15 protein-coding genes are annotated in these 18320 nt (G+C 47.8%); all 15 read right to left on the reverse strand.

Annotated features, from left to right (window positions below; translation table 11 throughout):
• Window positions 1-33: 33 nt before the first annotated feature.
• The 15 genes from GPL15_RS03200 to GPL15_RS03270 all read right to left on the reverse strand — a co-directional run bounded on the left by GPL15_RS03200 (window position 34) and on the right by GPL15_RS03270 (window position 18304).
• Entirely contained in the window at window positions 34-1362 is a 1329-nt protein-coding gene (locus tag GPL15_RS03200; RefSeq protein WP_215695951.1) for a sulfatase, read from the reverse strand.
• Between the two features lie 38 nt (window positions 1363-1400).
• Entirely contained in the window at window positions 1401-2189 is a 789-nt protein-coding gene (locus GPL15_RS03205; RefSeq protein WP_215695953.1) for a sugar phosphate isomerase/epimerase, read from the reverse strand.
• On the reverse strand, window positions 2186-3238 hold the full coding sequence (locus tag GPL15_RS03210; RefSeq protein ID WP_215695955.1) for a Gfo/Idh/MocA family oxidoreductase: 1053 nt from the start codon (window positions 3236-3238) through the stop codon (window positions 2186-2188). The genes GPL15_RS03205 and GPL15_RS03210 overlap by 4 nt, the downstream gene beginning before the upstream one ends.
• A gap of 17 nt (window positions 3239-3255) precedes the next feature.
• Window positions 3256-4002 carry an ABC transporter ATP-binding protein gene (locus tag GPL15_RS03215; protein WP_215695956.1) on the reverse strand — a complete coding sequence of 249 codons (747 nt, stop codon included), beginning with the start codon at window positions 4000-4002 and terminating at the stop codon, window positions 3256-3258.
• A gap of 157 nt (window positions 4003-4159) precedes the next feature.
• The gene (locus GPL15_RS03220; RefSeq protein WP_215695958.1) at window positions 4160-4927 is read right to left on the reverse strand and encodes an ABC transporter ATP-binding protein; all 768 of its coding nucleotides are present in this window, start codon (window positions 4925-4927) and stop codon (window positions 4160-4162) included.
• Complete coding sequence (locus GPL15_RS03225; RefSeq protein WP_215695960.1) at window positions 4906-5691, reverse strand: ABC transporter permease; 786 nt, start codon at window positions 5689-5691, stop codon at window positions 4906-4908. Before GPL15_RS03225 ends, GPL15_RS03220 begins: the two co-directional genes overlap by 22 nt.
• Window position 5692: 1 nt before the next feature.
• Complete coding sequence (locus GPL15_RS03230; RefSeq protein WP_252198067.1) at window positions 5693-6520, reverse strand: ABC transporter permease; 828 nt, start codon at window positions 6518-6520, stop codon at window positions 5693-5695.
• A 54-nt stretch (window positions 6521-6574) separates the two neighbouring features.
• On the reverse strand, window positions 6575-7699 hold the full coding sequence (locus GPL15_RS03235) for an ABC transporter substrate-binding protein (RefSeq protein WP_215695962.1): 1125 nt from the start codon (window positions 7697-7699) through the stop codon (window positions 6575-6577).
• A 435-nt stretch (window positions 7700-8134) separates the two neighbouring features.
• Complete coding sequence (locus GPL15_RS03240; RefSeq protein WP_215695964.1) at window positions 8135-9016, reverse strand: LysR family transcriptional regulator; 882 nt, start codon at window positions 9014-9016, stop codon at window positions 8135-8137.
• Between the two features lie 10 nt (window positions 9017-9026).
• Window positions 9027-10544 carry a response regulator gene (locus tag GPL15_RS03245; RefSeq protein WP_215695966.1) on the reverse strand — a complete coding sequence of 506 codons (1518 nt, stop codon included), beginning with the start codon at window positions 10542-10544 and terminating at the stop codon, window positions 9027-9029.
• The gene (locus tag GPL15_RS03250; protein ID WP_215695968.1) at window positions 10510-12330 is read right to left on the reverse strand and encodes a sensor histidine kinase; all 1821 of its coding nucleotides are present in this window, start codon (window positions 12328-12330) and stop codon (window positions 10510-10512) included. Before GPL15_RS03250 ends, GPL15_RS03245 begins: the two co-directional genes overlap by 35 nt.
• A 57-nt stretch (window positions 12331-12387) precedes the next feature.
• A complete protein-coding gene (locus tag GPL15_RS03255; RefSeq protein ID WP_215695970.1) occupies window positions 12388-13215 on the reverse strand; it encodes a carbohydrate ABC transporter permease in 828 nt (275 codons plus the stop codon).
• Between the two features lie 23 nt (window positions 13216-13238).
• Window positions 13239-14159 (reverse strand): sugar ABC transporter permease, encoded by a 921-nt coding sequence (locus GPL15_RS03260; protein ID WP_215695972.1) that lies wholly within the window; start codon window positions 14157-14159, stop codon window positions 13239-13241.
• Window positions 14160-14238: 79 nt separating this feature from the next.
• Window positions 14239-15606 carry a sugar ABC transporter substrate-binding protein gene (locus tag GPL15_RS03265; RefSeq protein WP_215695974.1) on the reverse strand — a complete coding sequence of 456 codons (1368 nt, stop codon included), beginning with the start codon at window positions 15604-15606 and terminating at the stop codon, window positions 14239-14241.
• Between the two features lie 283 nt (window positions 15607-15889).
• Window positions 15890-18304 (reverse strand): glycoside hydrolase family 31 protein, encoded by a 2415-nt coding sequence (locus tag GPL15_RS03270; protein WP_215695976.1) that lies wholly within the window; start codon window positions 18302-18304, stop codon window positions 15890-15892.
• Between the last annotated feature and the right edge of the window lie 16 nt (window positions 18305-18320).

An 18320-nucleotide genomic window follows, 5' to 3' on the forward strand; every position in this document is an offset into this window, starting at 1 on the left:
TTTAATCGCAGCCGTTCAAACGGTTACGTCTGATCACTCGTAATCCACATACTCGGCATGCATGCAGGTGAGTTTATTTACCTCGGCTCCGTCCGGTTTCGGGAGCCGGTGCATTACTTGAATTAATGGATCTTCAGTTTCTTCCATCCAGTTGTACAGCCGTTCTGAAAGATCACAGTAAACGTTCTGGTATTCCGGGTGGCTGACCAGGTTCTCCCGCTCCATGGGGTCCAGATAGAGATCAAACAGCATCTCCCGTTCCGTAGGCCGCTCCAGCCATCCTGCCTCCATCAAAAACCGCTTGCTCTTTCCGTTGTCTATGTTGGAAGGCACAACCCTGTTGTGGTAATCATATCTTCTGATCAGTTTGTACCGCTCCGTCCTGATACTGCGCATGGGTTCATAGGATGCATGATAGTTCACTTCTGAGAACACCTCATCCCGCACCTTTTTTGTTTCCCCGCTCATAAGCCCGGCAAAAGATACTCCCTGGAGCCATTCCGGCTTTTCAATATCACAGAGCTCACACAAAGTCGGGAAAATGTCCACGTGGGACACCAGGGAATCAATGGCCGTTCCAGCCGTCTTATTGCCCGGATACTTCATCATAAGGGCCACGCCGGTTCCTGTATCGTAAAGGTTGCATTTCATTCTCGGGAAAGCGATTCCGTGATCCGTTGTAAAGAATATGACCGTATCCTCTTCCAGCCCCGCTTCCTTCACGGCATTCAGCACAATGCCCACACAGCGGTCCGCGATGGAGGCGCTGGCGATATATCCGGCCATGTCCTCCCGGTTTTCTTTGGTATCGTAAAGCACAGCCGGGGGCGTGATGTAATCCTGCCGGATTCCCTTCCGGTCCGCCGGGAAATCCCGGTGGGTATTGATCATGCCAAAGGAAAGGAAGAAGTTCCCGTCCTTACCGGCCCGGCTCTTGATATATTCAGCCGTGAGCCCTGCGGATTCCAGGTCAAATGCCTCCGGGTCAGGCAGATACTGCCCTCTGTCCTCTGATTCTATTAAAACTTTATCATATCCAAGCTGGGCCCCGCATTCGCCTTCATGCTGGATTCCCGATAACACGGTCTCATAACCCTGTCTGCTCAGATAGGAAGCCATATGTCTGCTGTAGTCATTGAGGCCGAATCCCCTCTGGGCCAGCCCCATCATTCCATTCACATGAGGATAGGCTCCCGTCAGCATAGCCGCCCTGCTGGGCGAACAGGTAGGGCCTGCGCAATAGCAGTGCCTGAACAAGGTGGATTCCTTGGCAAATTCCATCAGATTGGGGGTTGGCACCAGATGCCCGTATGGCATCAGATACCTCCCGCTGTCATGGGTATGCATATATAATATATTCATTTTCATAGCTCCTCATTTTCATCATGTTTTGTGTTGGTCTATATAACAAACTGTTCCAGGTGGCGTTTCGACAGCAGAATGTGCTGGGCCATCTTATCCGGCTTCGACCACATGGGTCCATGAGGTTCTATAACAATATAATCATTATATCCAAAACCATAGAGCATAGCAATGATTTTGTTCCAAGCCAGATCGCCCATGCCCACCGGCGGCTCGATCTCATAATCCCCATTTCTCAGTATATCCTTGCAGTGGAAATGGACGATTCTGTCCCCAAAAGTCTTGATTATATCATAAGGATCAGCCCCCACATTGCGGATCAGCCCTACCGGATCGAATTTCAGGTTGATATCGGGCAGCGCCTCCACCACCCGGGCCAGAGCCTCTTTGCTGTCCGCAAAGCTGGGTTTGTGCCCCACATAATAAGCCAGGGTGAGGCCCAGATCAGCGGCCATGGAACTGTAAAACTCATGTTCCTTTAAAAATTCCTCAATATTCCGGTCCAGGTTCCCGTCCTCATAATTTCCCATATTCATAACCGCCATGGGCGCATGGACTGCGGCCGCTGTCTGTAAAAGCTCACAGTTCAATTTTCTCGCCTTAGCCCTTTCCTCCGGGTCTTTTGCCGTAGTATTGATATGGAACATGGACATGGCGCAGACCTTCACATTTCTGTCCTTCAATGCGGCCTTAATCTCATCCGGCTTAAATTCATAGTCCTTCTTATCCTGATAGACGATTTCGATTCCCTCTACGCCGATTGCGTCCGCAAATAAAGCCCATTTTTCCAGATTCTCTTCATATTTAACCAGAAAGCCTATTTTCATACTGTTTCCTCCCTGCTCTGATATTTCACCGGCGCCTCCCAGTCTCCGCTTTCCATGGATCTGCGGGCCGCCTCCACAACGCCCAGAACATCAAATCCATCCTCCGCTGTCAGGCTGTCATGGGTGCCGAAACGGACATCATCCACAAACAACTGGTGATGGCGCTGTCCGAAAAAGGTGTGCTCAGTCTCCGGTGTGCTCCAGGTTATCCCATTTTCAACCCCTTGATCCGCGATGCCCAGACAGAGCTTTTCTTCCATAAATGGATTCCTTATGTATAAGCTGCCCTTTCTGCCCGTGACTTCCACCTCGAAACGGTCCGTTTTGGAAATATGGGACCATAGGATTTCGTGGATCACCTGAGCGCCGCCTTCCAATTCATACATCAGCAGAGCCACGGTTTCATCGCCGTTTAAGTTGGCGGACCAGCCCCCTGTGTTGACCGATTTCCCTTCGGAATACAAGGTTTTCACTTTCACAATATCCTTATGGAACAGGGACCGGATCAGATCGATTCCATGTCCGCCGATATCCATGATACAGCCGCCGTAGCTGGCCGCGATGTTTTCCGCGTTCTTGGTGGAATTGCGCATCCGCACATACTGGATTTCCCCCAGTTCTCCGCTTTGGATGATCTCAGCCGCCTTCCTGCACTCATCGAAATAGCGGTGCATGTAGGATATGGTCATCGAAACGCCGGATTCCTTAACCGTATCGATGATTTTCTGGGCTTCCTCCAGGCTGTAGCTGATGGCCTTCTGCATGAAAATCTGCTTCTTCGCCCTGGCCGCCGCCATGCTGATTTCCGCATGGGTGTCTATTTTCGTCAAAATGACTACCGCATCCACGTCCGGGTCAGCCAAAACATCTTTATAATTATCCGTTACTTTTTTAAATCCATATTGATTCTTTACATCCTCCAGCCGTTCCAGATTTAAGTCGCATGCCATCTCAAATTCAACGCCCCCGCACTTTGAAAGCGCCGGAAGATGATATTCCCTGGCGATCATGCTGGCTGCGCCGATGACGCCCAATCTCACTTTTTCCATATGGTCAGCCCTCTCCTTTACCACCATTTGATTTTATCGGTTACATAGGTTCTCAGCTTTACAAAGTCAGGGGACGTAACATCTCTCGGCCTTGGAAGGTCTACGATGATCTCCTCCTTAACGCTGGTCGGTTTCTGGCTCAGCACAAGAATCCTGTCCGCCAGATAAACCGCTTCCTCCGTATTGTGGGTTATGAAAATGACCGTACTCTTCAGTTCCTTCCACAGCTTCATAACCTCGTCTTCCAGATAGAATCTGGTCTTAATATCCATCTGTCCGTAAGGTTCATCCATCAGAAGCAAATCCGGTTCCATGGCAAAGGCGCGGCCGATGACCACCTTCTGCTCCGTACTGGTGGAAAGCTGGCTGGGATAGGAATCCAGATTGTTGGTCAGTCCCATCAGCGCCGCAATTTCCTCCACCTTTTTATCGATCTTCTCTTTCGGCTGTTTTTTCAGTTTCATGGCGAATCCCAGATTCTCCCTGACTGTGAGCCAGGGACATGCCGTCGGCTCCTGGAATACAAAAGCAAGATTGTGCTTTTTGGGGTTAGCAGGCTCCCCGTCTACCAGAATTTCCCCTGAGGTAGGTTCAATCAGACAGGTGAGCAAATTGAGAAACGTAGTCTTTCCACATCCTGTAGGGCCGACCACACATACAAACTCGCCATCCTTAACATTAAAGCTGCAGTTCTTCAAAACTTCCAGAGAACCAAAGCTCTTATATAAATTTTTAACTACTACCTTATTTTTTTCGTTATCCATCTTATCCTTCCAAGCCCGGAGCGTTTTTTGCGTAGGTACGCGCTGAGAATTTCAGATTCTCAGCTGCGATTCGAATTTGTGGCTCCGACACAAATTCGGGTGTGAAATATAAGCCTTCAGGATTATGTTTCACACGCTCCCTCTGCCTGCATATCCATTATCGTTTAATATCCAGTTCCATCAATTCCGTGAGTTCCTCCCTCATCCGGAGGAATTCATCTGAAGTATAGCTTCTTGGGCGGCCCAGTTTTGACAGGTCAAATTCCGCTTTTACGGTTGCGGGCTGTTTGGAAAAAAGCACAATACGGTCCGCAAGGTAAAGCGCTTCTTCTATATTATTGGTAACGAACACGATGGTGCGCTTTTCCTGTTCCCATATTTTCAGGATCTCATCGTGCATGGAATACCGTGTCTGGGCATCCAGCTGGCCGAAGGGCTCATCCATCAAAAGGACTTCCGGTGAATTGGCATAGGCCCTGGCGATTCCAACACGCTGTTTCATACCGCCTGACAACTGGTGGGGATAGTGGTTTTCAAATCCCGTGAGGCCCACCAGCTTTATGTATTTCGCTGAAATCTCTTCCCTCTCCTTCTGAGGGATGTTGCTGTATTTCAGCCCTAACTGCACATTCTTGCTGACCGTCAGCCATGGGAGCAGCGCCAGCTTCTGGAAAACCATGGCAATGCGCTTATCGATCCCGGAGTGGGGCTGGCCGTTTAAATAAATCTCGCCAACCGTGGGTTTTTCCAGTCCGGCAAGCATATTCAGTATCACGCTCTTTCCGCACTGCCCCGGCCCCAGGAGGACCAGGAACTCATTGCGGTACACATCCAGAGAAACGTTATTCACAACGTTCAAAGCGGATTTTTTGGTGACAAATGATTTAGATATATTCCGTATGCTTAATGCAGATCCGTTCTCCATGGACTTAACTTCCTTTCTATAATGGTAAACAACGCGGAGGTCAGCGCTCCGATGATTCCTATAATCAGCATGGCCACCATGGTCAGCGCGATATCGCCGCCTTCCGAGCCCCTCATGATCAGCATTCCCAGCCCTGATTTGGCGGAAATCATCTCTGCTGCCAGCACTACGGCAAATGCCAGAGTCAGCGAAACCTTCAATCCGGCCATAATGGACGGAAGGGCCGACGGCATCACAATATCAAAAAGCAGCCTTGTTCCCCTGGCGCCGAAGACCTTGCCCACGGCGATGTTATCTTTTTGAGCCAGATTCACGCCTGAATATGTATTAACCACAATCGGTACAAGGGTTGCCAGAAATACCAGCATGATCTTAGGCGTTTCCCCGATGCCGAACCATACCGTAAGAAGCGGCACCCAGGCAAGAGGGGGAATGGGACGGATCAGTTCAAACAGAGGCTGCAGCACTGCCCGGGCCAGCCGGTTCCAGCCGATGAGCGTTCCGAATGGGATGCCCGCCAGGGCCGCGCACAACAGGCCGCCGAATACCCTTTTTAAACTGGCCAGCGTATGTCCCACCATAGTCACCGAACCGATGGGCTTATAAAATGATGTGATGAATTTGCTTCCCACCTGCCCCGGCGTGGGTAAAAATGCATTATTCCTTTTCGAAAACCAGGACCATACCAGGATCAGTGCAACGATCGACAATACCGATAATAAATAATTCAATAAATTCTTCTTAAATGTGTCCTTCCAGTTCACGCTATCTCCTCCATCTGAGCACATGGGATTCGGCTACGTCCAGAATCAGGTAGAGCAGATATCCGATAATCGCAATTACGAACATACCGCACAGGATCAGATCTACCATCATAAACTGCCTGCCCATCAAAATCATGTATCCCAATCCTTTGTTGGAAGCCATCATCTCCGCTGCAATCAGCGTCATCCATGAAATGCTGAGGGCTACCTTCCACCCTGCGAACACCATAGGCATGGCCGATGGAATCCCCACCTTAAAGAAAATCGTCCAGGTATTGGAACCGCAGGTCTTAGCCACATTGACCAGGGCCTGGTTTGTCAGCTTAATGCCTGTATAGGAGTTGATTACCATTGGCACAAATGCGGCCATAAAGATAATGGAAGACTTCGCAGCCAGACCAATTCCCAGCAAAAGGATCATGATAGGAATCCATCCCAGCGCGGGTATGGGCCTGATCAGGTTGAAAATGGGTTTCACAAAGTCATCAAAGGGTTTAAACCACCCCATCAGAAGCCCCAAAGGAGTTCCGATTACCAATGCCAGCAGAAATCCGGTCAGCGAAAGCTGAAGGCTGGAAATGGTGTGCTGGAAAAGGGTGGACCCGTCAGGCGACGTATCCCAAAGTTTCCTTATAAACAGTTCCACAACCTTGCTGGGCGCCGCAATATGGGTCGTCTGCACCCAGCCGAGCCTGACAGCCAGCTCCCATACTGTAAAAAACACAACCAGGCTCAACAGTGATAAGAGACGGTACTTGTTGGCCTCTCTCTTCATATCCTGCCGCTCTTTTAATACAGCGGCTTCTAAACTCATTTGATTCTCGTTCAACGTTATTCCTCCCGTACATCAGGACAAGGTATCATAAACAGCGGCAGGGCTTTTTTATTCAGCCGGAACGCCGTCGATGAATTTGTTTTCAAAAAGTTCCGAATTAATGATGCTGTCTAAATCCTGCTGGGTATAAATGCCCTGAGCAACCAAAAATTCCATAATATCTTTATACATAGCGGAAATCCTGCTGCTGCCGTCCGCTTCTTTCTTCATGTATTCCTGTGATTCCTTTACAGTGAGGAAAGGAACAAATTCCACAGACTTCTGGCAGTCTTCCATGCTCACGGTCACGCCGTTGTCGTTACACAGGTTATAAAAATACTCCACGGATTTTTCCGGATTCTCTCCGATCCAGGCCGCGGCCTTAAAGTACACTTCCACGATCTTCTGCACTGTCTCAGGTTTTTCTTTCACAGCTTTATCACTTGCATATAATACGGAAACCGCATCTCCACCCACTTCGCTGCAGACAGAAGCTCTGATCCATCCATTCCTTTCAGCGTCAAATGAAAGCGGCTGCCACTGTATGAGCGCATCTCCCTGACCTGCTTTAAACGCAGTGTTGGCAGCGCTGATCTGCATGTTCACGATATCCACATCTTTGCCGCTCATGCCGTATGCGTTCAGCGTCTTTTCTAACGCCCAGTGTCCCATAGAACTCAAAGGCCCCAGTACGGTGATTCCCTTCCAGTCTTCCGCCGTGCCGTACAATTCAGGATATTGTTCCACATGGCCCTTACCCGATTTGGCAATGGGAGAATCTTCTCTGACGAAGATATCCACGATCTGGCCATCCGGAATACCTGCGGCAACCACATGGAGATTCAGTTTCAGCATACCGGTCAGAGATGGAATGATTCCGCTTGAACCAACCATCCAGGCATCGGTGGCCAGCGCTTCCATGGCCGGCGGCGCACTGGTGTAAACCAGAAGTTCCGGATCTAACCCGGCCTCTTCAAACATGCCTTCCTGTTCCGCTACGTATATCGGAAGGCCGTTAGGCACTGTCAATACGCTTAACTGGACTTTTTCCAATTCTCCGGATGATTTTGCGTCTTTTCCGCCCCCTGCTGCAGAATCACTTCCTGAAGTCTTCGCTCCACACCCTGTTCCTAAACCAACCACCATCGTCACTGCCAAAACCGCTGCCATCAGCTTCAAACCCGTTTTCCTCATAATTCTTCTCCTTTTTAATTATTCTTCACAATATTAAACTTGCAAGTAAGTTAGTTTGTTCGAGCTCCTTATAAACATGATATTACAACATTACTAATTTGTCAACATGTTTTTTCAACTTTATTATTCAATTGCTACAGCAATACATTTTGAGCTTTTTCCCATTATGTAATAGTGCACAAACAGACATTCCATCCTCACCCCGCGATTCACAGCCAGGGCTTTTTTATTTCATAGGACGAACTGGCCTATGAAATAAAAAAGAATCCCGTTCACGGGATTCTCCGCCTACGGCGGGTCGCCTCAGCGGCATATTTCCTTTCCGCCGTAGTGCGTTCCTGCCCGGAGGGCTTTTTTATTTCATAGGACGACTTTCCTATGAAATAAAAAAATGTTTCCGAAATCTCCGGAAACATTTTCTCTTCTGTCTCTAATTCAATTATTTCTTCTCGCAAACTCATTGGCATATTTTAAAAACTTCGCCGAATCACTGAACATATGCTGGTTCTTCTTCCAGATCAGGCTGATTTCAATGCAGATTGGATCGTCCATACCGATCCCCACAATTTCCGGCACCGTACAGGCGATGTCACGGAACATGAAACCGGCCATAATCCCTTTGGCAATAAACTGTTTGATCGTATAAAACTGGCCTGAATAATGGAGGATGTTAGGCGACTTCCCGTAGGCGGCATATCGCATCTTTATCACTTCATTCTGATAGAAGCCGTCATTAAACATGATGAGAGGTTCGTCCTGTATCATAGGAACCGATACGGCCTTACATCCTGCAAGGGGATGGTCCCTGGAAACACAGAACACAGTTTCCGTCCGGGTCAGTTCCAGCATACAATATTCGTCGGTGGACAGATGGTTGCTGGGCACAATGGCAAAGTCCAGTTCATTCTGATCCAGCATTTCCAAAAGCCCCCTTGTGCCGCTTTCCAGGGAATTGAGCTGTATTTCAGGATACTGCTGCTTAAATCCGGTATACATATCGGGAAACAAAAAGGTGCCGATCATGGGCGGCACACCCAGGTTGATCCGGTTGCGCCGGTTTCCCATATCGCACATCATCTGGCTCAGGGCGTCCGCCTGGCCAACCAACTGTTCCGCCCTGTCCCACAGGTACTTTCCCTCCTGGGTCAGCACAAATCCCTTGTTCATCCGGTGCATCAAAGTCACGCCGAATTCTTCTTCCAGCTCTTTCACCGCCGCCGATACCGACGGCTGGGAGATATGCAGTTCCCGGGCCGCCTTCGTAATATTGTTGAATTTACAGGCGGCGATAAAATACCGCAGCTGATTCAGTTTCATCCCTCGTCCCTCACTTCATCTGCATAGTCACTTTCCGGTACTGTTCAGGAGTGATTCCCTCAATCTTTTTAAACAGCTTGGAAAAATAGGTGCTGTTTTCGAATCCCAGGATATCCGATACCTGATAAACCAGCATCCCCTCTGTAAGCATCTTCTTTCCCGCCTCCACCTTTTTCCGGTTCACATAAGGAATGAAATTCTCACCCATGGACTTCTTGAAATAAGAGCTCAGGTAGGGTTCGGACACTCCGATATGGCGGGCCGCTTCATTTAATTGTATCACGGAAGTCAGATTGTCGTCTATATACTGGAGCACCTGTTTGATCAGATCCGAATCCGGGCTTTTCTGCCGGGGCGCAAAGGCCCGGACAAATTCTTCGGCAAACAGGAAGAACCACTCCTTCATATCCTCAAAGTTGGTGATATGGACAATCTGCTGGTAATGCTTATAGCTGCCGAATACCACCAGTTCTTCCACCGCCCCTCCCAGTTGGGAAGCCCGTTCTGAAAAGCGGCTCAGAATTTCGATCATCAGCTTTTTCACCAGGTTCACGGACAGATATCTGCATCCTGAAATCTGGTCAAACAGGTGTTCCAGAATATCCATGATTTCCGCCGAAGAAATCGCCGCCAGCGCTTTATCAATCTGCTCATAAAACCGGTTCACATCAAATGGATAGGCCGTCTGGATTTCCACCGGCTGTCCGATCTCCACAATCCGTTCCGGCCCTCCGTAAAAACCGATAATTTCTATGGTATTCACCATTTTTAGGAAAAAATGTTCCGGCATCCGGGATACGTCGTATTCCGTGATTCCCGCATAGCATTCCGACGTGATGAAATGGCGGATCTGCTTTAACAGGGCCTCGGCTTCACTTCGCTTCACGCCCTTTTCCTTTCTCAATAGCAGAATCTTTCCTTCAAAGATCTTGATATCAATCTCTTTTCCCAGTCCATGGTAGAACTGGCTGCAGATCGTCTCCACGATCTTCAAATCCGCCATCTCATCCGTATGTTTCCAAAGCATGCACAGGCAGATACATGTTCCGCTCTCAAACCCTTTGGGCACCTCCTGCACTTCCATTTTCAGCTCCCGCCTCTCCTGGGCAGCCGACTTCCTCTCCTTCATGGTCAGCCGCATCTGGGGATTATCCATGATATTGGACAGGGTATTGGTCAGTTCCTCCTTGCTGAGGCCGAATTTTCTCACATAATCGAGAGCGCCCAGCTTCATGGCCATCTTAACCGTGTCAAAATCATCATAACAGCTGATCACAATCGTCTTGATCTCAAGTTTTTCATCCTTGATGATTTTAAGCAGTTCCAGACCGGAAATAACCGGTATGTTGATATCCAAAAGCAGTAAATCCGGATGATACTGCCGGATCCGGTCCAGGGCCTCCTGCCCATCCTTGGCGTCTTCCAAAAGCACGAATCCCATCTTTTCCCATTCCACAAGAGAATGAAGTCCGGCCCGGGCCAGAAGTTCATCCTCAACGATCAATGTCCGAATCATTGGTGCATCCATTTTTAGTCTCTCCTTTCATGATCTTAGGAATTTTAAGCGTAATCCGGAATCCGATCTCCACCGACGGGTCGATTTCCAGTCCGTACTCCTCCCCGAACAGAGCCTGAACCCGTTTGTGGATGTTGGACAGGCCGATGCCGGTAATCTTGTATTTCTTGGGAACCTGATCCGCCGTCAAAAGGGTATCCGGCGCCTTTTGATCCGCCCCTCTTCCATTATCCGTAAGCGTCAGTTCAATATGGTCTTCCACCTGTTCCACCCTTAAAACGATCAGCCCGTCCTCCACATGGGTCATGCCGTGAAGGAACGAATTTTCAACCAGGGGCTGGAGGCAGAACCTGGGAATCAGGCACTCTTCCAAGCCATCCTGAACCGTATAGAAAAAGCTGACTCTATCGCCGAACCTCACCTTCATAATCTTAACGTAGGCGTCCAGCACCACCATGGACTGTCCGATGGTGCCCAGTTCACTGCTGTGGTCATAGGTTTCGTATAAAAGCACGCTCAAATCCGACAGCATGTCCGAAACTTCCTTATCGTCATTGAGAGCCGCCTTCCACTGAATCGCATTCAGGGTGTTAAACAGGAAATGAGGGTTGATCTGGGCCTGAAGGGCCTCATAATAAGCCTTTTCCTTCTGCTCCGTCTCCTCCCGCACATCCTCGATCAGCCGCTGAATCCTTTCCCGGGCCCTTCGGAAACTGTTTTCCAGCTCCTGGATTTCACGGAAACCGTGTTTTCCTTCCTTTAACTGGGAACCGCTCTGTTCGATGTACTGCATGTTTTTAACCAGATTGTTGATGGGTTCCGTGATAAAATTGGAAACCTTGATCACGCTGGCCATGATTGCAATGGTGATGGCCGCCATGAAATAAAGCATGATTCTGCTGATCTTCATAGGCCGTTCAAAAATCAGGCCGTAATCGCCCATATACAGAAGAATCGCATCGTTGGAGCTCAAACGGGTGGACATGCAGTAGCTGCCGCTCCCACACCTGGTCCCCAAAAATTCATCCGTTTTCAGGGCGGAAAGGTTCAAATCCTTCAGCATTTTACCCGCCATCTCCGCCTCTTCCTGGCTGTCCACTCCGGATAGAATCCTCCCCTTGTCAGACATCATGTCCATGCTTCCTTTGCGGAAGGCCTGCTCCTTTACATCGTCCCAAAACACATTCTGGGGAATCCGCACCAGTAATAAACCCAGATTCTGGCCCTTATATTTCTGGACGATTCTGGCAAAAGTAAAACATTCCTGGTTTCCTCCCAATACCCTGTTTACAAACCGGTTGATCCCCATATCCCAATAGGGAAACTGACCGTGTTCCAGAGCAGCTTGATACCACTCCGAATCACGGTAATCATCCGGCGCCTCATAGGATGCATTAGAGCTCAAAACCTTTCCATTATTGGTAAGAAGCAGCACTTCTCCCGAGAATCCGGCCAGAACGCTGACCTGGTCTTTCTGAAGCACACCGATCAGCTGGGTTTGTGCTTTATTCCTCATATAGGCATTCTCCCCTTCATACATGGTTCTTAAAAGGGAAAGGTTGTTGTCATCTGTTATAAATGCGCTGCTGGAAAAATTAGCGATTTCGATCACATTGTCGATCTTATCCGCTTTCTGCTGGAACATCATCTGATAGGATTCCCTGATGTTGGAAGACATATTTTTCTGAAGAAGCACAGAAAGGATAATCAGAGCGATGAACAAGGGCATAAGCACATACAATACAATCATCATAATCATATTGGATTTAATACTTAATTTCGATACCTCGTTTTTCATTCTGATTATCCTTTTCTTTCTATCCTTGTAACAGTTCAGACAGCTCTGAACTGTTACTTATCCTTTTACCGCACCGGCAGAAAGTCCGCCCACCAGATTATCCTGAACCATCACGAAAAAGATCAGTACAGGAATCAGGCTGAGCACAACAGAAGCCATCAAAGGCCCCCACTCCGTAGAATACTCGCCTACATAATCGCGGATACCGACCTGAATCGTCTTCTTTAATGTGGAGTTGATAAATGTATTGGCATACATGAACTCATCCCAGGAAAGAAGGAAACAATAAAGGCTGGTAGCCGATATGCCAGGTTTGGCAATCGGGAAAATTACTTTTGTGAAAGAGTTAAACCGGTTGCATCCGTCAATCAATGCGGATTCTTCAATTTCCCATGGAATCTGGGTGAAGAAGGTGCACATATTCCACACTGCAAACGGAAGTGCAAAGGAACAGTTGATGATGATAAGACCCAGGTGTGAATCGATGAGTCCCATGTTTTTCATGATAACATAGTAGGGAATCGAAAGCAATACGCCCGGAAACATTTTCGTAAACAGGATTCCCAGTTTCATCTGAAGGGAGCCGAAGATTTTATACCGGCAGAATCCGTAAGCCGCTGCGATAGAAAGAAGCATACAGATACCGGTTACGATCACGGAAATATAGGCGCTGTTCCAAAAATATCTTACAAAATTGGAATGGAACAATACTTGTTTGAAGTTGTCAAATGTAATGTAAGTCGGTATGATCTGGCTGACGTCGTAGATCTGCTCGGATGATTTCACTGAGGTAAAAAGTACCCAGAGAAAAGGAGCCGCTGCCACTGCCACTATGATCACTGCCAAGATATATAATATTGTTAAATCTAATTTAGTTCTTTTCATAGTTTCACTCCTTATTCTAAGCCCTAATCTTCTTTGTCCGCGCCGATCATTTTCACATAAATGACGGTCAAAATTGCGATTACAATGAATATGACTACGGAAACCGCCGCCGCATATCCGAATTTATGATCCACAAAGGCCTGGCGGTAAGCGAAGGTATACATGATTTCCGTGCTGCCTAACGGCCCGCCCTGAGTCAGAAGCCAGATGGCGTTGAAGTTATTAAAAATGGAAATGGCATTGAGAATAACCGCCACTGCCATAGGTTCTTTGATATTGGGCATTGTGATGTATAGAAATCTCTTGAGTTTCCCCGCCCCGTCGATGCTGGCGCTTTCATACATATCATGGGATACCCCCTGAAGGGCTGCCAGTATGAATATCATCAGAAATGGCGTGCTCTTCCAGATATTTGCCACAATGACCGACGGCATGGCTGTGCTCACATTGCCAAGCCAGGCGATAGGCTTTTCAATAATGCCAAGATTCAGCAGGATAACATTAAAAATACCAATTTTTGTGTCATATAACGCGCTGAAAGTCAGTGCACTGATGGCTGCCGGTATAGCCCATGGCAGCAGAGCCACAGTTCTGAAAATAGCTCTCCCTTTCAGTTTTTCATTTAGTACAAGAGCCACAATAAGGGCAAAGCTGACCTGAGCCACCAAGTTTACCAGCGTCCATATAATAGAATTGCTTACCGACTGGCGGTATTTTGCATTGGAAAACACCACCGCGTAATTCTTCAAACCTGCAAATGTGCCGAACATAGGATCGTTGGCCCGGGTCATATCATAGTTCAAAAAGCTGATAAAAATACCGCGAAGCAGCGGATAGACACTTAACGCTATTATTGCAATCACAGCAGGAGCAATCAGCAGATACCCGTTCAGATTGTGTCTGACCGTGTATTCTTTTGGCAAAGTATTTTTCTTATTTTTCATCGACACCCCTCTTTTCAGAGAGGCTGCCATCAGATCCATCCGGTATCTGCAGCAGCCCCCACTTTCAATACTCATTCAATTAGTTGTAATTTTCCTCGATAAATGTATTGAGTTCTGTTTCCAATTCAGCCAGGGCTTCATCCGGAGTCATCATATCAAAGAATACCTTCTTAAATGCATCAACCACTTTTTCATCTACGGAAGCTGCGTTTACGACGCGAGGTCTTGGTACGGTTATCTCTGCTTCATCGATAAATACCTGATAATCCGGGTTAATTTCCAGAATTGGTGCATAATCAACATCCGTTCTTCCAGGAATACGTCCCTGCTCTGTCAGAACGAAATCACCGTCTTTGCTGGTTAAGTACTGTACAAATGCCCACGCAGCATCCTGAGCTTTGCTGTTGGAATTGATTGCCAGGTTATATCCGCCTAAGCAAACCGCTTCTTTTTTGCCTTTTGGCATCGGCACCAGACCAAACTGAAGATCCGGGTTTCCGTTTGCAATATTCTTATAAGCCCAGTCACCGCAGATGAAGAATAAGCAATTGCCCTGTACGAATGGTGTGTAAGCTTTATCCCAGCTTGTAGCCTCCTTCATGCTCTCCGGAAACGCTTTATATTTGGTATGTAATCCTGCATAGAAGTTAAATGCTTCTTTGCCGCTTTCATTATTTACGGTTACTACCGGCCTGTCTCCGGTTGTATCGATTACAGGGTTGTCATTCTGGAAGAAGAAGTTAAAGATTGCATATCCGTCCAGTCTGGTAGCCAGGCCTTCGTATCCTTTTTCAGTTGCTTTCTTGATGCAGTCTTCCAATTCCTCCCAAGTTGTTGGAGGATTGGCTACTCCGATATCTTCAAGAATTGTCTTGTTATAATAAAGGCCAGTGTTATTAAAATACCAAGGTACGGAATAATACTGCCCCTGATACATTCCGGAATCCAAAGGTCCCTGGAGATAATCGTTGCCGCTGGCTGCAATCTTATCATCAAGAGGAATGATCAGGCCCATAGCCGCCAAGTCAATCGGCCATCCCGCATTATCCAAAGCAACTACGTCAGGACCTGCTCCTGCCATAGCGGATGTGGTGTACTTGGAGATCAGTTCGCTTCCACTAAGTCCTTCAATTGTCACCTTTACATTGGGATTCAGTTTCATGAATTCATCGGCTGCCTTGTTAATAGCCGGTTCATTGGAGTTCGTAAATGCATTGTTAACCAAAACGGTAATGTCTCCGGACAAATCCGATGCCGCCGCGGCCTGGCTTGTCTCAGCGGATGATCCTGCCGCCGTTGTCTCCGCCGCTGCTGTTGTCGCTGCGGCCGCTGTTGTCGCCGCCGGAGCTGCTGTCGTATTATCTGCGGGTTTATTACCGCCTCCGCATCCTGCCAAACTTCCTGCTGCCAGAACAGCCGCCATTGTTAAAGCTAAAGTCTTTCTCATAACTTACCTCCTTGTTTTTTCCTGTTGTTTAAACTGTCTTTATTATATTTGGTTATTTAGCATAACTCAATGACCTATATTTTCCAATTTATCGTCAATTTAGTTTAAAAATATATCGCAATTTTTTTATCGATTTGGATATTTGCACAATTTTAATCTATTTTTCTTGTGCACATTAAAAATGTGCAGACTTTTAATAAAAATGGATAAAAAAGAACCGGCACTATGATCAAATTTAATCTCTTAAAAATTTGATCATAGTGCCGGCACCTCTCTGCTCCCATCAGCAGACTAGTATTTCCACCAACGCATTCAGTACGGATGTCTCCAGGTTCATGGCAGATATGGAAGAAAGCACTGATACAGGATCATCGGCTGAAACAAAATACTGGTACAAATCTCTCTTTAAATTATTTTCAATCTGCATCTGATCCAGCAGTTCGAAGGCCCTTTCCTTTAAATCATGGTTGTCATATACCAGATTTTCTCCCTTCAGCACAACCCGGAGTTCCTGCCCTGCCAACGCTTTCGGGAATGTGAGAACCATGCTTCTCGTCTCCGCGCAATAGGACTTTTCACACGGAATATTGGTTTCAATATCAGAAATCTGGTTGAAACCTCTGAAAATCAGCTTCCAGCCCCTGTTTTCAGGCAGCACGGACAGATCTCCTTCCGGTTTCAGGCAGAATTCAGCCCAGCCATCCGCCCAGTCCAGATTCATCCTGGTAAATGCGCATTTACCGTTTAAATATTCCTGGCCGTCGCCTTCGTCCTCAAACAGATCGAAGCTTCCGCAGGCGCCCGGGAAGATCACCACTTCCATATCTTCTGAATTATCCAGGCTGTTTTCTCCCTGTATATGGGCTGCCATCGGCACGATTCCGCCGGCCCGTCCCAGCACAGGCTCTTTGTCAATGGTGCGGTTTAAAACCACCCGTTTTCCATTTGCGCCGCCGTGATAAACAAAACCTGTATACAGATCCGTCCAAAGCCCTGCCGGAATCCAGGCTTCCACAGAAGCCATGGAGGTGTCTTTGTGGGTCGGGCTGGTGATCGGGCATACCATCAACTCGCTGCCGAAGAAATACTGGTTTTTATATACATAAGTCTCTTCTGCGTCGGGATAGTAATAATAGGTCGGTATGATCACCGGTACCAGATCATTGTGACATCTGTAATTCATGGTATAGAGATAAGGAACCAGTTGGTGGCGCTGTTTTAAAATGTCCACCATGATGCCGCAGTATGGCTCCGGATATCTCCAAGGCTCTTTGCCGCAGAACGGGTTGCAGTTGCTGTGCAGACGGTTGATAGGCGAAAAGATGCCAAACTGCATCCAGCGGACTACCAGTTCATTGTCTTTATATCCGCCCATGTGGCCGCCGATATCATGGCTCCACCAGGTATATCCCACGTTGGACGCGGTTGCCGTAAAATAAGGCTGGAATTCCAGGGATTTCCAGGTCACCACCGCGTCTCCTGAAAATCCGATGGGATATCTGTGGCTTCCCAGTCCGCCGTACCGGGACAGCAAAACTCCCCTCTTCCCATCTCTCGTCAAATCCAGCACGTGATAGTGGTTTAACATCCAAAGGGGGTCCAGCCCCTCCACCGCGCAGTTTTTCCCCTGCTGCCAGTCCATCCACCAGAAATCCACGCCCATTTCTTCATTGGGATGATGGAGGTATTTAAAATAAGCCTCTAAAAATTCGATGCTGGTCACATCAAAATGCACCGGGTCTTTGTTCTCAATATTCACGCCCAATTCTTTTGCCATATCTTCATAGGCGTCTTCAAAAGGCATTACCCCGTCCGCCGGATGGAGATTTAACGTGATTTTATAATTATGTTCATGGAGCCAGTCCATAAAACGCTTGGGATCCGGAAAGAAATCCTTATTCCAGGTATATCCGGTCCATCCGCGCCCGTATTCCTCCGGCACGTCCACAATATGCCAGTCCATATCCATGACCACAACAGAGAACGGCACGTCCATGGATTCAAACCGGTTAAGAAGTTCCATGTAGCTCTGCTCCGTATACTTCCAATAGCGGCTCCACCAGTTGCCCAGCACATATTTCGGCAGCATGGGCACTGCGCCGGACAGCTTATAAAAATCATGAATGGCTTTAAAATAGTTCCGTCCATACCCTAAATAATAATAGTCCACAACTCCCTTTTTCCTGGGATGCACCCAGCCGTCCTGATCGATGATCAGGGATTCGCTGTCATCAAAAAATGTCCTTCCACTGGTGTCTAAAAGTCCGAAATCCAGCTTTGTAGGCCCGTCGATCCGGTCCAAGGTCCTGGCCGTGCCTTTTAAGTTGTGTTCTCTTGGCGGATTCCCATATTCCGTCGCCCCGAACAGCCACCGGCCTCCGTAGTTGGTATAAGCGCATTTCACGTCAATATACAGGTTATTGGGTGTGAATTCCTTCTTATTATATACCAGATGAAACGCCTTAGTGGAAATCTCCAGACGGTCTTCTACATCAGTCACCGTGAATTCCGGCTTGTCAAAATTCCGGTTCCACACAATCTGGGTCGGAGCGTCCTCAAATACTCCGTCCTCCGAATACTCCATACGCACCATCTCCGGCGTGAGTATGGTAAAACGGTAATGGTCTCCCTGTACCACGCACTCCGGGTTACAGCTTCCGTCCAGATCTAAACGGAATTGTCTGCTTAATTCAGCCATAATCTTGTTCCTGCCT

The sequence above is a fragment of the Clostridium sp. MCC353 genome, assembly GCF_018785315.1.
Taxonomy (GTDB): Bacteria; Bacillota; Clostridia; order Lachnospirales; family Lachnospiraceae; genus CHH4-2.

Bases quoted from the DNA above. Each gene is read 5' to 3' on its own strand.
- GPL15_RS03270 (WP_215695976.1), bottom strand. From the start codon at position 18,304: ATGGCTGAATTAAGCAGACAATTCCGTTTAGATCTGGACGGAAGCTGT.
- GPL15_RS03250 (WP_215695968.1), bottom strand. From the start codon at position 12,330: ATGAAAAACGAGGTATCGAAATTAAGTATTAAATCCAATATGATTATG.
- GPL15_RS03240 (WP_215695964.1), bottom strand. From the start codon at position 9,016: ATGAAACTGAATCAGCTGCGGTATTTTATCGCCGCCTGTAAATTCAAC.
- GPL15_RS03210 (WP_215695955.1), bottom strand. From the start codon at position 3,238: ATGGAAAAAGTGAGATTGGGCGTCATCGGCGCAGCCAGCATGATCGCC.
- GPL15_RS03235 (WP_215695962.1), bottom strand. From the start codon at position 7,699: ATGAGGAAAACGGGTTTGAAGCTGATGGCAGCGGTTTTGGCAGTGACG.
- GPL15_RS03245 (WP_215695966.1), bottom strand. From the start codon at position 10,544: ATGGATGCACCAATGATTCGGACATTGATCGTTGAGGATGAACTTCTG.
- GPL15_RS03220 (WP_215695958.1), bottom strand. From the start codon at position 4,927: ATGGAGAACGGATCTGCATTAAGCATACGGAATATATCTAAATCATTT.
- GPL15_RS03265 (WP_215695974.1), bottom strand. From the start codon at position 15,606: ATGAGAAAGACTTTAGCTTTAACAATGGCGGCTGTTCTGGCAGCAGGA.
- GPL15_RS03205 (WP_215695953.1), bottom strand. From the start codon at position 2,189: ATGAAAATAGGCTTTCTGGTTAAATATGAAGAGAATCTGGAAAAATGG.
- GPL15_RS03215 (WP_215695956.1), bottom strand. From the start codon at position 4,002: ATGGATAACGAAAAAAATAAGGTAGTAGTTAAAAATTTATATAAGAGC.
- GPL15_RS03255 (WP_215695970.1), bottom strand. From the start codon at position 13,215: ATGAAAAGAACTAAATTAGATTTAACAATATTATATATCTTGGCAGTG.
- GPL15_RS03200 (WP_215695951.1), bottom strand. From the start codon at position 1,362: ATGAATATATTATATATGCATACCCATGACAGCGGGAGGTATCTGATG.
- GPL15_RS03260 (WP_215695972.1), bottom strand. From the start codon at position 14,159: ATGAAAAATAAGAAAAATACTTTGCCAAAAGAATACACGGTCAGACAC.